Annotated in this window: 11 protein-coding genes, 1 tRNA gene and 1 pseudogene; 5 read left to right on the plus strand and 8 right to left on the minus strand. The window is 51.8% G+C overall.

All coding sequences use genetic code 11. The features are described from left to right. Positions 1–203 precede the first annotated feature (203 nt). Together KB236_05160 and KB236_05165 are read right to left on the minus strand one after the other, a co-directional pair. Positions 204–274 (minus strand) — tRNA-Gly (locus KB236_05160). 79 nt (positions 275–353) lie between these two features. After that, a complete protein-coding gene (locus KB236_05165) occupies positions 354–584 on the minus strand; it encodes a DUF2187 domain-containing protein (GenBank protein ID UIF30117.1) in 231 nt (76 codons plus the stop codon). A gap of 338 nt (positions 585–922) precedes the next feature. Between KB236_05165 and KB236_05170 the strand changes: the two genes are divergently transcribed. From KB236_05170 to KB236_05180, 3 genes are all read left to right on the plus strand, one after another. Continuing rightward, positions 923–2188, plus strand: coding sequence for a peptidoglycan recognition protein family protein (locus tag KB236_05170; protein UIF30118.1), 1266 nt, complete (start codon positions 923–925; stop codon positions 2186–2188). A 63-nt stretch (positions 2189–2251) separates the two neighbouring features. Continuing rightward, positions 2252–2779, plus strand: coding sequence for a dihydrofolate reductase family protein (locus KB236_05175; GenBank protein UIF30119.1), 528 nt, complete (start codon positions 2252–2254; stop codon positions 2777–2779). Positions 2780–2841: 62 nt separating this feature from the next. Further along, positions 2842–3183 carry a DUF1516 family protein gene (locus KB236_05180; GenBank protein UIF30120.1) on the plus strand — a complete coding sequence of 114 codons (342 nt, stop codon included), beginning with the start codon at positions 2842–2844 and terminating at the stop codon, positions 3181–3183. Positions 3184–3316: 133 nt separating this feature from the next. Here the strand turns inward: KB236_05180 and KB236_05185 are convergent, their stop codons facing one another. The 5 genes and pseudogenes from KB236_05185 to KB236_05205 form a co-directional block, all read right to left on the minus strand. Further along, a complete protein-coding gene (locus tag KB236_05185) occupies positions 3317–4030 on the minus strand; it encodes an amino acid racemase (GenBank protein UIF30121.1) in 714 nt (237 codons plus the stop codon). Positions 4031–4035: 5 nt separating this feature from the next. Then, the gene (locus KB236_05190; GenBank protein UIF30122.1) at positions 4036–5289 is read right to left on the minus strand and encodes a carboxylate--amine ligase; all 1254 of its coding nucleotides are present in this window, start codon (positions 5287–5289) and stop codon (positions 4036–4038) included. A 123-nt stretch (positions 5290–5412) separates the two neighbouring features. After that, positions 5413–7296 carry an asparagine synthase (glutamine-hydrolyzing) gene (gene asnB / locus KB236_05195; protein UIF30123.1) on the minus strand — a complete coding sequence of 628 codons (1884 nt, stop codon included), beginning with the start codon at positions 7294–7296 and terminating at the stop codon, positions 5413–5415. A 152-nt stretch (positions 7297–7448) separates the two neighbouring features. After that, on the minus strand, positions 7449–8150 hold the full coding sequence (locus KB236_05200; protein UIF30124.1) for a Crp/Fnr family transcriptional regulator: 702 nt from the start codon (positions 8148–8150) through the stop codon (positions 7449–7451). A 188-nt stretch (positions 8151–8338) separates the two neighbouring features. Beyond that, positions 8339–9328: pseudogene (locus tag KB236_05205) on the minus strand (IS30 family transposase). Positions 9329–9503: 175 nt separating this feature from the next. Between KB236_05205 and KB236_05210 the strand changes: the two are divergent. Beyond that, entirely contained in the window at positions 9504–10913 is a 1410-nt protein-coding gene (locus KB236_05210) for a C69 family dipeptidase (protein ID UIF30125.1), read from the plus strand. Positions 10914–10982: 69 nt separating this feature from the next. Continuing rightward, positions 10983–11222, plus strand: a complete 240-nt coding sequence (locus KB236_05215) for a hypothetical protein (GenBank protein ID UIF30294.1) — start codon at positions 10983–10985, stop codon at positions 11220–11222. 59 nt (positions 11223–11281) lie between these two features. Here the strand turns inward: KB236_05215 and KB236_05220 are convergent, their stop codons facing one another. After that, complete coding sequence (locus tag KB236_05220) at positions 11282–13792, minus strand: excinuclease ABC subunit UvrA (GenBank protein ID UIF30126.1); 2511 nt, start codon at positions 13790–13792, stop codon at positions 11282–11284. Between the last annotated feature and the right edge of the window lie 216 nt (positions 13793–14008).

A 14008-nucleotide genomic window follows, 5' to 3' on the forward strand; every position in this document is an offset into this window, starting at 1 on the left:
GAGATTTCCCGCGGTACCACTCTGTTTGACTTAAAAGTCCACTTAAATGATCAATTTAATTGACTCAGCCGCTCCGTTCCGTCCCGTTGATTACCCGGCTCACAGCCTCCCGGATTCGCTGAAAATCATGACGCGACGTACTATTTCGTCTGAGGTGCTTTCGAATAATAAGAAAGACGACCCTAAAGGCCGCCCCATTCGAAAGCGGGTGACGGGAATCGGACCCGCGACGCAAGCTTGGGAAGCTTGAATTTTACCACTAAACTACACCCGCACAACACAAATGAGTATAGCATACCATTTGTGAGTTGTCATTATCTTTTTGCAAATAAATTCAAAATAGTTAGTGAAAACTAGTTTTTATCCGCTTTGTTTCCGGTAATCTTGGCAGCTGACTTGCGTACAACGGCACGGTTATTCATGTCTCCAACCGCCGTCTTATCAGCTGGATCGTAGTCCCGAATCTCAACTAAAACTGAATTATCATACACTTTGGTTACTTCACCCGTGAAATCATGTTCCAGGGGACCAAATTTCTTTGCCGCAACGTAATCGCCAATCTTAATCTCAGTAGTCTCAGCCATTGTTCGTCGCTCCTTTCGTATGCAAATAACAATTATAGCCAATATCAACTTTAAGCGCAAGCATTGACTCCCCCGTTTTTGCCACAGAAATGTAAGATGTTTGAAATAAAAGGCAGATCACGAACTTTAAGGTTAATTTAAATCGTCAAACAAATAAAATCCGATTGTTATCCAAATTATCTAACTTTTGTGCGTGCTAAATCGCCCAATTCCGAACAACGGCGATAGATTACCCCCTTATTTATTCAATATTCAACCTTTGAAAAATACGTTATAATCGAGGCGTTGCGTTACAACTTTTTTTAAATAAGCACTACTCAGTAGGAGGAGAAGTTATCATGAAGAAATGGCAACACTGGGCAATTCGGGGAATTGCGCTCACAGCCGGCTGTCTCGGCCTATTCTGGTCGTCCACGACCGCAAGTGCCAATGCAATCAACACCTACATTGACAATCAGGACTACAGTACCCCTAAGATTACCAAGTCTTACAAGTCGGTACTGCCGAAATACAGTTATCGGTATAACAAACCCGAGGGGGTCGTCGTGCACGAAACGGCCAACCCGAATTCAACGATTTTCGGTGAAATCAGCTATATGACTCGGAATTATAACAATGCCTTCGTCCACACCTTCGTGGATGCTAGCAACATTATTAACATTGCCAACACGAAGTACCTGTGCTGGGGGGCTGGTCCCGTAGCCAACCAACGGTACGTCCAATTCGAACAAGTGGAAGTCCACTCCAAGGCGGCCTTCGCTTCCGAACTGAACAACGCGGCTTACTACACAGCCTATATTTTGAAGCAATATGGGCTGACGCCTAAGCGCTATACGACCGTGCTCTCCCACCACGATGTCTCAAATCGTCTGGGTGGTACGAGCCACTCCGATCCGGATGGTTACTGGGCAACCAACGCGAAGAAGTACTTCGGCACGACGTACAATATGACCGACTTCGTCAACTTGGTGAAGACGCAGTACGCCGACCTTGGCGGTAGCACGGACGCTGATACGACTGTGACCGATGACTCCACACAGCACACGGTCGCTAAGCCAGCGACGAAGCCTAAGGCCAAGACCGTTAGCTACTACCATGGTGGCAACAACGAAACGGCCACGTTGGCCAACAACTACACCAACTGGACCGTTTATAACCACGTTAAGGGAACGAATGGTGCCCGTAAGATTGGCTGGGGTAATCTTAGTGCCGATCACCGTGGTACTAAGGTCTACGTCGACAGCCGCGGGGTCAAGAAAGGCGGCTGGAGTGGTACTTGGTACCGGATTCGCTTTAGCAAAAACTCTGGCTACAAGTACTGGGTCTACAGCAAAGTGCTGAACTTCCCGAAGGTCACTTATAGTGACGCGAGCGGGACACCGACACTGAACACGACGCAAAATAGTGCGCTGTACAACCACGTGTTAAACTCGAACTACCTGTCCAAGACGGTAGCGCACACGCAGGACTTCAAGGCCGATACGACCGTTAAGATTAACAAAAAAGGCTATAAAGCCAGCGACAACTCGACTTGGTACCGGGTGACCGTTGCCGGTAACACCTACTGGGCTAAGTCTACAAGTCTGACTGGTTTAGACGCTTAATGACGATTTCAAAGAACGGGTCACTTCGGGTGGCACGTTCTTTTTATTAAGGAGCTGAAGCCCATGGGTCAGATTCAATTCTATGGAGCCATCTCACTAGATGGTTACTTGGCCACTCCTGATGATCAAATCGACTGGCTGACCACCTTGCCCAATATTCCTGCTGATGTGGGTGCGCAGACACTGCGCCAGATGACCAGCGCAATTCTTGGGCGCGTAACCTACGATGCCGTTCAGGCACTGGCACCGAATGCCCCGTTGAACCCGCACAATCCGCAGATGACCAGTTACGTCATGACGCATCAGTCCCGACCAAACCAGCCGGGGGTCACCTTTACTGACGAACCGGTGACGACCCTGGCACGCCGGTTGAAGCGGGATGGCAACGTCTGGATTGTCGGTGGCAGTGGCGTTTTGACCCCCCTGCTGACGGCTAATCTTGTGGATGAGCTGTACGTCCAGATTGCCCCAGTGCTGTTGGGCGGCGGGAAGCGATTATTCACCGCGTTACCGCACCGTCAGACATTGAAACTGGTCGCCACCCACCAATACGGTCCGCTTGCGGAAGTCGTTTATCACCTGAGTAATTAATTCCCTTTTTGCGGCCGAATATGGTACGCTTAAAGCAAATGGTGCTTAAGGGAGCGGTTACAATGTGGTTAGCCTTACATTTTTGGACCTGGATCATCCTGACAATCTTGGTGATCGTCGGTCTTACCCGGCGTTCGGAAAAACGGATAACGCAATTTCTACTTTTGGCAAGACTGGCCTATTTGGTCATGATTATTAGTGGTGTGGTACTGAGCATCCGCACCTTCGTGCACGCCCCCCTGCTAATCAGTCTCAAATTCGTCCTAGGCATCGCCACCATCGCGCTGATCGAAGTCAGCTTCGGCCGCAAGATGGAACGGGACACGCCGCATCTGATTTACTGGATACTGGCCGTCGTGGCGCTGATTACGGTTGGTTTGGGATTGACGCTGGCGTTTCATTAAGTTGATAGTTATGAAATAACCCAGGAAGCGGCGGTGGCCGTTTTCCTGGGTTATTTGGTGTGTGCAACAAAAAAGCGTAGATCGCCGCAAAACCCAGGCAATCTACGCTTTTAAACTGATCATATAGAAAGATTTATTTACCTTTCTGTTCCTTCAACGCCATCTCCAGCGTCCGGTCAACCAGCACGGACTGGCCATCAATCGTTGGAATCTCCGTCTCCGGCTCCCGCTCCTGGGCCAGTGACAGCTCGGTACATCCCAGGATCACCAGGTCGGCGTGCTGCTCCGTCACCATTTCCCGTAGAATTCGGTGATACAGCGCCGCATCGACGTGATTATTTTCCTTGATATTGTCGTAGATCAAGGTCATCGTCTCATTCTCAATGGCTTCCGTCGGCAATACCGGCTCTAACCCGGCCGCCTTGACCTCATGTTCATAGATCTTGTCGGCAATGGTTCCCCGCGTCCCGGTAATCCCGATGCGCTTGACCTGCGGATAACGGCGCTTAATCTCTTTGACCGCCTCACGTGGCATGTGCAAAATCGGAATATCCGTCGCCGCCTGCAGGTCTTCATAGAAATAGTGCGCCGTATTACATGGCAACGTAAAGAACTCTGGCCGCAACTGGCTCTGCTGTTTAATATCCTCCAGCAGGCTCGGCAGTGGGCTGGGCTGGCTATGGTCTAAGATATAGTTTGTCCGGTCCGGAACCGTCGCATGATTGACCAAAATATAATTCAAATACTCCTGATCGGCGTGGGCCGGTGTCCGCAAGTTTAATTGGTGCACGTAACTTTCGGTCGCCATAGTCCCCATGCCGCCAATAATCGTAAAGAATTTTTGCATGGTAATTACCCCTTGTTTTCTGCGAAGTACTTCTTGAAGTTGACGGTGTAATTATGTTGCATCCACTGAATCAACGCCCACCGCTTCAGGTTCATATCCTGATCATAACGATACGTGGTGCCATATCGACCGGCGGCAATCAACTTGAGTGCCCGCTCCTTGTCAGCATTCTCGCGCGTGTATTGCTTGAAGACCTTGACCGGCACACCCAACCAGAGTGCTTGCTTACTTTCGTCTTGATTGCCATAAACGGTTGGGGCGTCAACCAATTCATTCTTAACATAGTCCTTCACAACCCAATCCGCAAGGTTGTACCCATTCAACGTGACGAAGAAGCTGCTCCGGCCCTGGCGTAGGTTGATTTCAAATAACTTGAACGTTTGGTCACGGACGTCGTACTTCATATCAAAGTTGGCATAACCGGTGAACTCGATGGCTTCCAGGAACGTCTGGATGTTGTGGTAAATTGTCTCGTTATATTCCGGAATGATCGCCACGTAGTTTCCAATCGCCGATGGTGCTGGGTCTTCCAGCAATGGGTGCCCCAGGCACATCATCTTCACGTGATGGTGTTGATCGACGTAGGCGTTCAGCACCCGCATATTACTGTCGTCACCGGGCACGAAGTCCTGCAAAATCAGGTCGGACGTGTACCCATTGGCATAGATTTTGCCGACGATATCCTTGAATTCAGCTTCACTCTGAATCCGGAAAGCCTTCTTTCGACCCTCAAAGTGGACATCGAGCCATTCCACACTATTAGCTGGCTTCAACGCCACTGGATAGTCGAAGGGCTGTTCCACATCCCCGGCCGTCGCTTCCGCCTTGGTGATAATCCGCGTCGCTGGGTACGGCAGGCCATACTTATCGCAGACCTTGTAGAAATTTTCCTTGTTGTTCAAATGCCGCAACTTGTCGTAATCAATGTACGGGCAAATGAAGACATCCTCCAACTCGGCCTTATGCTTACTAATCAGTTCGGCATAGCCATCCCCACACCCGATTAAGATAACCGGCTCCGGATGGTTGGCATACCGTTCCTTGAGCTTACGCATGGTTTCAATCCACACGGGGTCCTCGTCGAATCCCGGAATCAATTCCAAGTTGACTACTTTTGTATAACGCGTGGGTGCCAGCTGGATACTAGCAAAGGCCTGCACGGGTTCATGATAGAGCTCATAAAATGACCGGGCCATCCCGTAAACGTTGAAGTCACTCCCCAACAAGATAGGGGTGAATTTTACGCCATTGTTTTCCATAACGATTTAAAGTCCCTTCACAACTACATTTTTCTTGTTAAACACAATCAAGGTTGTTAGCGGACGAGTCCAATAGCAACCTTGAGCGTTATCGGTGAGCCATCGCTGGCGGACCGTTAAATATTAAACTTGTGTCCGTCGTACCAGATCAACCGTCTTGGCCGTTGTCTCTTCTGGGAAGTACACTTCGTACCACAAGATAAACGTGTAGATGGTAAAGATCTTCTGCATGCTGGACTTACCGTTGATGTGTTCCCGCAGGATGTCCATCAGGGCCTCGGTATCAAAGAACTTGTGGGCCACGTCAGAATTAAAGGCTTCAATGATCCGTGACTTGTAAGGTTCCGTCTTGATCCAAGTGGCGATTGGAGATGGGAAGCCCATCTTTTCCTTCTTCGCTACCCGTTCTGGCAGTTCGGCCTCAGCCGCCGTCCGCAAGGAGACCTTGGTTTCATCGGCGTGAATCCGCGTCTTGACTGGCATCGTGGCCGCAAACTTCGCGACTTCCTTATCAACCAATGGTGTCCGCACTTCCAGCGAGTTCGCCATACTCATCCGATCGGCCTTGTGTAAGATATCGTAAGGCAACCAGGTGTTGATATCGAAGTACTGCATTTGGGTCATTTCATCCAAGCCCTTGACGTCATCGAACAGGTGCTTGGTGTAAGCCCCAGCATCCTGATTCAACTTCGGATTCTTCAAAATCTTGTTACGATCATGGTAATCAAAGACGTAGTTTACCCGGTAGTAGCGTTCACTCAACGGTTGCGCCCCGCGGACTAAGAACCGCCGACCGTGGAACCGTGGGAACTTCTCGGCAATGCCCCCGAGCATCTTACGAATTCCCTTAGGTACCCACTTCTGGTAACGCTCGAACGGAATGGCTTCCAGATACGTGTTGTATCCACCGAAGAATTCATCGGCGCCTTCACCAGACAGTGCCACCTTCACGGACTTACGCGTCCCCTTAGACAGGTAGTACAGTTGCATGGCCGATGGGTTCGAGAGGGGTTCATCCATGTAGTACATGATGGTTGGTAAAATATCGAAATAATCGTCCCCGGTCATGTACAACGGCGTGTTCTTTTGCTTGATTTCCTTGGCAAATTCCGTTGACCAACTCAGTTCACTGTACTTAGAGTTCTTGAACCCTAAGGAGAAGGACTGGATCGGCTTTAATTTAGAAGCTTCGTTCAAGACGTAGGAAGAATCGATCCCACTGGACAGGAAGCTCCCAACTTCAACGTCGGCGATCATGTGGGTCTTAACGGATTCGTCGACGATGCCGCGAATCTTCTTGGCATCCTCTTCAACCGTTTGGCTGTTGTCGATGTGATCGTAGTTAAACTTGAAGTAGCGGTGCGTCTCCGTTTCACCATTGGCCCGGTGAATGAAGTATTGCCCCGGCAAAACCTTGTAGACGTTCTTGAACATCGTGTCCCGTGATGGGATGAATTCAAAGCTCAAGTGAATCGGTAAGAGGGCTTCGTTGAATTCCTTCTTAAAGTTGGGATGTTCGAGGAACGCCTTGATTTCGGACGCCCAGAGGAACGTCTTACCGTCGTCGTAGTAGTACATAGGCTTGATCCCAAAGTGATCCCGAGCGCCAAAGACTTCGTTCTTCGTCTTGTCATAGATGGCAAAGGCGTACATCCCCCGGAGCCGATCCAACAGCTTAGGCCCCCAAGCATCGTAACCGTGAATCAAAACTTCTGAATCCACGTCCGTTTGGAATTCGTAGCCGAGCTTCTGTAAGTCTGCCCGAATTTCTTGATAGTTATAAATTTCACCGTTAAACGTTAAGACCTTTGTCTGGTCCCGGTTGTACATGGGTTGCTTTCCGTGAGCCAAGTCAATGATTGACAAGCGGCGGAACCCCATCACGGCCTGATCATCACTGAAGTAGGCTTCGTCATCCGGTCCCCGGTGCTTGATCCGGTCTGCCATATCATTAATCGTGGTAGCCGGAACATCCTTTTGATTCACATAGCCAACGAATCCACACATGTGCGTATCCCCTTTTTCCTGTTTATTATTAAGTTTCGTCTATTTTGGTCGTTCATTAAGCAATTAATGAAACACAACACCCATCATTTTAGCAAATTTATTTCGGGAATACCATATTATTAAGGATTCTTAAACGGTTCGCTGAAAATGCGTTATGACGGGGCTAAGGCGTCGAGTTCACTGAAATCGGTTACTTTAATCTGTCGACGCCCAATCGTTTCGATAATTCCGGCCGTCACTAACTGCCGGAGCTTACGGCTCAACGACTCCGGCGTCATCCCCAGATAAGCCGCCAAATCCTGCTTGCTCATCGGTAAGTCCACCGTGCCGGTCGCGTGATTGCTGAGTTCTTGTAAATATCCCGCCAGTCGGGGTAACGCGTCGGGAATTGCCAATAGCGTTGCCTGCCGTTCCGCGGCCTTCAGTCGGTCGGCCAGTGCACCCAAGAGGGCCATCGACAACGGTGGTAGCTTCTTAATCAGCGCCGTTAGTGCCGCCCGCGAGATCGTGCATAGCTCGGTTGTCTTAGTGGCTTCAGCGTATGAAGCGTGAATTTCATCGGTGAACAAGGCAATCTCGCCCACGAAGTCCCCTGGATTCAGCACCCGTAAGACCTGTTCTCGACCGTCTTCGGCCAAATGATACAACCGGACCTGTCCCTGATTGACGATATACAGGGTCTGTGAAACCTCACCCGTACTAAAGACGGTGCCCCCCTTGTCCGCGTGAATCGGTCGGGTTACCTGCGCTACTGAAGTCCTCTGATCCACTGAAAGCCGCTGAAAGATGGGCACCTGTGAAACACACTCCAGCTCCCGTTCAATCGAATGTTGATGCGTATGTCCCTGTTCCATGACGCAATCTCCTCCTTAACTAGTCATCCACCGTCCATTTTAGCAAATTATGACGGTAAATCGGTAGCAAACGCCTTATTTCCTAAAATCCCCAATTGTCAAATCAAGTGCAACACAGGACAGTAAGGCGTAAGCATAACCGGATGCATGTTCTTGAAGACCTGTGTTTTGAAGACCTGGGCGGCGCTAGCATAGCCCAGGGATTTACGTAAGCGATGGTTAAGTGCGTTTTGAATGGCTTGGATCGTTGGTAGATCAAAGTTCTTGAGAGAGATGCCCTTCGGAATGTACTCACGGATGAGACCGTTGAGATTCTCATTAGACCCTCGTTCAGAGGGCGTATAAGGATGAGCGAAGTAAACTTTGGTTCCTTGGACCTGATCTAGCTCGGCAAATTCACTGCCATTGTCAAATGTGATTGACTGGAAGTTCTTAGGACCATAGGCCGTAATGACCCCTTGAAGTGCCTGGCGGCAAGTGTCAGCGTGGTAGTCAGGAATCTTAACGATGATTTCAAAACGACTGACACGCTCGGTTAATGTCATCAGTGCGGGCTCGCTAGCAACCCGCTTGCCCTTAACTAGGTCTCCTTCCCAGTCACCCACCAAGATGCGTTGGTCGACGATAGCTGGTCGCTCATCGATTGAGCTACCCAATATCTTCTTATTCTTTCGGGAGCGAGTTCGACGAGTGCTCTTTACTCGGCGACGAAGCTTGACTGGTAAATCAGCGTTACAGAGGTCGAGATAACCTAAATCAATGTACCGATAAACCGTGGGGGTCGATGGACACGGCTTGTCCGGATAAAGTTGATGGAATCGGTGGACGAAGCTATCGACACTATCGACTCTAATCTTGGTTTTGAGTGCTTGGACTAACAGCTTGAAGAAGAGCCAGCAACGCTTTAGTAAACCCTTAGAATGGCATTTAAGGCGGTCTTTTTCATAGACAGCCTGTCCTGCTTCAGCAAAATATTGATAGTATGGCAGATAGTCGGAGTTAAGCTGGCGAACCGTGCCACGCTTGATTTCGCGTGAGATAGTACTGGGATTTCGATGAAGATTACGAGCAATTTGGCGAACAGATTGGTGGTCCTTCAAGAACGCTTCAATTTGGCCACGCTCTTCGGCAGAGAGTTGTTGGTAAGTAATGGTAGTGGTATGATTTGACTGGGTCATGGAGATACCTCTTTCTTTTTGGTTTGGTCGCTTAAAAGTATAGGTCTCCATGGCCTATTTGTTTACCCTTAATGTCTTAAGGGGTGTTGCACTTCAATTTTAAATCGGGCTATTTCCTAAAATATGCTATAGTGAAATTCATAAGAACGCGTACCATCCTGAAGGAGGAACTGTTATGACCCGTCAAACCCACCAAGCCTGTACATCCTTTCTGGCCGGCAAATTGGCCACCATCGACGGCAGCCCGCTGATTGCCCGCAACGAGGACAACGGGGTCGCCATCTGGCCCAAACGCGCCGTCGTTCACCCCGCCACCGACCAGCATCCCACGACCTTTGTCTCTCAGAACAACCAGTTCACCACGACACTGCCGGCCCACGCCGTCCAATACACCGCCGTTCCCGACAGTGATCCCAGCGCCGGCGATTACGCCGAAAGCGGGATTAACGCGCACAATGTGGCCATGAGTGCCACGGAATCCGCCTACGCCAACAGCCGCGTGCTCGGTGTCGACCCACTCGTCAGTGACGGCATCGCCGAGGACGCCATGGTCACGGTCATCTTGCCCTTCGTCGACTCGGCTCAGGCTGGAGTCAAGCGCCTCGGCCACCTGGTCGAAACGCACGGCGCGGCGGAGGCCAACGGCGTGTTGTTCTGCGATAGCGACGAGGTCTGGTACATGGAAATTGTCAGCGGCCATCACTGGGTCGCGCAACGAATTCCCGACGACATGTACGCCGTGGTTGCCAACCAGCTGGCCATTCAAGACATCGACTTCGACCGGCCCGGTGACTTCCTGACTTCCGCCAATCTTCAACACTTCGTTCAGGCCAGCCACTTGAATCCCGATGGCAATCGCTTCAACTCCCGCCACATCTTCGGGACGCAAACCGTCTTCGACGCCCACTACAACACACCGCGGGTCTGGTACGGCCACCGGCTCTTCACGCCCAGTGCCTTTGAAAATCCCACCGATCAAGAATTACCTTTTCTGCGACACGCGGAACGAAAAATCAGTGTGCCCGACGTCGCTAATCTACTGGGGTCGCACTACCAGGAGACCCCTTACGATCCGTTAGGTCACGGCACAGAGACCGAACGCCACCTCTACCGGGCCATCGGACTGTCGCGAACCGAGAATTCCCACATTCTCCAGATTAGACGCCACGTCATCCCCCGCCTGGCCGGCATCGTTTGGCAGTGCTTCGGTAACCCGGCCTTCAATCCTTACGTGCCATTCTACGCGGCCGGTGATCAGCTGGGCGTCGACTACAGCGCCAACAATCAACGCTTTACGCCCCAAAACCCTTATTGGGCGGGAAAACTACTCGAAACGCTGGGAGAGGCCCACTACCAGCAAAATCGCGAACAAATTGCGGACTTCCTCAAGCAAACGCAGTCACTGGGCATTCAGCGACTTGGCCTAGGTGATCAGTTGGATCAACCCAATGCGGCGTCACTGGGAACGTTCAATGCGGCCACCGCTGAACAATTCGCCACGGCGATTGAATCTCAGGCCGGTAAACTGCTCTGTACCAACGCTGAACAGTCCCAGCTATCCTTTAAGATGGATCAGAATTTGTGAAATGATATCGTTTTCAGAGCAAGTGCGGTATAATGAAATTAGCAGCTAGCCCCGAAAGGAATGATTATGATGGATGAAGTTGTACTGTTCAATCCTGGCGATTCAATTGGTAACTTTCACGATTATCACGAAGCCGTCCAAACGGCTCAAATCTATCAAGCCCGTCACACCGATTCCGGTCATGTGTTGGTCGTCAAAAGTGAAAAAGGCGAGCCCTCTTTTGATATTTTCCTAGCAGAATCCCAATTAGGAAACGGCCAAACCGGCCACGCGGCCAGCGAGAAGTACCGCATCAGCAAGAAACTTTAATTTTGGATAAGACGAGCGTCAACGGAAATTATTTTCGTTGGCGCCCTTTTTGTTTTGCTTTAGTTTTTCGTTTTAAACAAGGCGAGTTCGTCCTTCAGGTACCGGCCGGTCACACTCGCCGGATTCTGACTGACCGCGGTGGGCGTTCCGGTTGCCACTAGGTGCCCGCCGTTGATTCCGCCGCCCGGTCCCATGTCGATGACGTAATCCGCATTGGCAATGAGTTCCAGGTCGTGTTCGATGGCAATCACCGTGGCCCCCTGCTGAAGCAACTGGTCAAAGACCGCGACCAACTGCTGAACATCCAACGGGTGCAGGCCCACAGTCGGTTCGTCGAAAATAAACAGTGTGCCGTTCTGGCGTTTACCAATCCGTGAGACTAGCTTGAGTCGCTGCGCTTCCCCACCGGACAAAGCCGGTGTACTTTCACCCAACAACAGGTAACCCAGGCCCATATCATGTAAGGTCTGGAGGGTCTGTTCGATACCGGCCTCATCCGCGAAGACGGGTAACGCCTCATCTACGGACAGCGCTAAGACATCGGCAATACTGTACCCCTGCCATTTTACGGCCAACGTCTCGCGATTATACCGTTGCCCGTGACACTGCGGACAAACCTCCGTGATGTCCGGCAAATACTGGACGTCCAGCGAAATCTGCCCGGTCCCATTACACGTGGGGCAGGCCCCCGCCTTAACGTTATAGGAGAAGCGACTACTGGTGTACTCCTGCGCCTTGGCGGCCGGTGTGGCGGCGAACAGCCGCCGCAGCCGATTCAAAATATCCGTATACGTCGCCACCGTCGACCGCACGTTCTTCCCAACTGGCACGGAATCGACCTTCACCACGTGGCGAATCCCCGCGCGGTCCAGGTGCGTGACGTGTTGCGGTAGTGGCCGATGGTCCACGTCCGCCTCAATGGCTGGAATCAGACTGTCCAGAATCATCGTGGTCTTACCGGCCCCACTCATCCCGGTCACCGTGGTCAGGCGATTCTTGGGGAACTTCACCGCGACATCCTGAATATTGAAGCGGTGCTGAACCTCCAGACCGAGACTGCCCTTCTGCCAGAGATCCTGGTCGCTAAGCTGTGGCCGCTCTCGGAGCGTGGCGGTCCCATTGAGAAATGGGGCAATCAACGACTGCGGACTGTGGGCGATCTCGGCGACCGGTCCCTGATCGATGACCGTGCCGCCCTGCTTGCCGGCGCCGGGTCCAATCTCGATGACCTCATCGGCGGCCGCAATGATCCGCGTGTCATGGTCGACGACCACCACGGAGTTTCCTTGCGCGACCAACCCTCGAAAGGCCTTGATGAGTCCGGTGACGTTCGCCGGATGGAGGCCGACCGATGGCTCATCCAGCACGTAGAGCACGCCGGTAGTCGCACTCCGCAGTGTCCGCCCCAGCTGAATCCGTTGGAGTTCACCGGTCGACAAGGTGGCGCCGGGCCGACTCAACGTGAGGTAGTCCAGGCCGAGGTCGACCATCGGTTGGAGACTCAATAACAGTTCATCCACTAGGTCCGTCCCCAATTTATGCATCCGTTCCGGCAACCACTCGACGATCGTCTGCGCAAAGGTCCGTAGTTGATTAATCGGCAAGTCACAGACCTCGGCCAAATTTTTACCGTTGAGCTGCTGTTTGAGTCGTTTTGGATTCAGCCGCGTGCCATGACAAGTGGGACAGGTGTCGAACGTGTAAAACTTGTTCAGTTTGGCAATGGTCCGATCGTTCTTGGTCGTGGCGAGGCTGTCCTCCACCGCGGCGAAGGCGTTCTCGTAGACCGCATTGTCCATATGAAAGATTTTCCCCTTACTGCTGGGGATGTTGATGGCCACCGTCTGCTTCTTGCCGTGGAGTACCCGCTGCTTATCGGCGGCGCTCAGGTCCTTGTAAGGCACGTCAATCGGAATCCCAATAGCGTTGGCTACGATGGGCATAAAGTTCCGTCCAGGCAGATGCCACGACGCCACAGCGCCCTCCTCAATGGTCTGATCTTCATTGGCAATCAGCAGGGAGGCATCCAGCTGACGGACCTCGCCCAGTCCCCCACAGGTCGGGCAGGCGCCACCGGAATTAAAGGCGAAGTCCTCCGCCCCCGGTGCCCGAAACTTCACGCCGCACGTGGGACAGGTCACGTAGCCGTCGTTCTCCGCCACATCAAGGGTCGGCGGCACCTGGTGGCCGTTGGGACACACGGGCGACCCCAGCCGTGAAAAGACGAGTCGTAAGATATTGAGGCTCTCCGACATGGTTCCCACCGTTGATCGGACCCCGGGCACCGCCGGCCGTTGACGCAAGGCCAACGCGGATGGCAGATATTCCACGGAATCAACCGCGGCCTTCCCCATCTGATTAATTCGGCGGCGCGTAAAGGTTGACAAGGCATTGAGGTAGCGGCGCGCCCCCTCTGCGTACAGGACCCCCATGGCCAACGACGACTTGCCAGACCCACTGCGGCCGGTAATGGCCACGAACCGGTTCAGGGGAATATCAACGTTGAGATTCTTCAGATTGTTGACACGGGCGCCCCGCACCTTGATTTTTGACGGTAACTGATTAGGCATAGAAATAATGGACTCCTTTCGAAATTAGTCAGTGCTTTCATTCTACCCTAGTTATCCGGAAAATTCAGGCGACCGGCTCGACGATCGTTTTAAGGCCGAATTGCGTCCAAGTGGCAACCACTCGCACCACAACCGGTCGTTGGCTCGAACCATTTCGGCCATTTTTCTGACGAACGTGTATACTAATTTTGAGAACCGTTTATCCAAGAGATAAAT

The organism is Levilactobacillus brevis, assembly GCA_021383565.1.
GTDB lineage: Bacteria > Bacillota > Bacilli > Lactobacillales > Lactobacillaceae > Levilactobacillus > Levilactobacillus brevis_B.

Bases quoted from the DNA above. Each gene is read 5' to 3' on its own strand.
- asnB (UIF30123.1), bottom strand. From the start codon at position 7,296: ATGTGTGGATTCGTTGGCTATGTGAATCAAAAGGATGTTCCGGCTACC.
- KB236_05220 (UIF30126.1), bottom strand. From the start codon at position 13,792: ATGCCTAATCAGTTACCGTCAAAAATCAAGGTGCGGGGCGCCCGTGTC.
- KB236_05210 (UIF30125.1), top strand. From the start codon at position 9,504: ATGACCCGTCAAACCCACCAAGCCTGTACATCCTTTCTGGCCGGCAAA.
- KB236_05215 (UIF30294.1), top strand. From the start codon at position 10,983: ATGGATGAAGTTGTACTGTTCAATCCTGGCGATTCAATTGGTAACTTT.
- KB236_05190 (UIF30122.1), bottom strand. From the start codon at position 5,289: ATGGAAAACAATGGCGTAAAATTCACCCCTATCTTGTTGGGGAGTGAC.
- KB236_05180 (UIF30120.1), top strand. From the start codon at position 2,842: ATGTGGTTAGCCTTACATTTTTGGACCTGGATCATCCTGACAATCTTG.
- KB236_05200 (UIF30124.1), bottom strand. From the start codon at position 8,150: ATGGAACAGGGACATACGCATCAACATTCGATTGAACGGGAGCTGGAG.
- KB236_05185 (UIF30121.1), bottom strand. From the start codon at position 4,030: ATGCAAAAATTCTTTACGATTATTGGCGGCATGGGGACTATGGCGACC.
- KB236_05170 (UIF30118.1), top strand. From the start codon at position 923: ATGAAGAAATGGCAACACTGGGCAATTCGGGGAATTGCGCTCACAGCC.
- KB236_05175 (UIF30119.1), top strand. From the start codon at position 2,252: ATGGGTCAGATTCAATTCTATGGAGCCATCTCACTAGATGGTTACTTG.
- KB236_05165 (UIF30117.1), bottom strand. From the start codon at position 584: ATGGCTGAGACTACTGAGATTAAGATTGGCGATTACGTTGCGGCAAAG.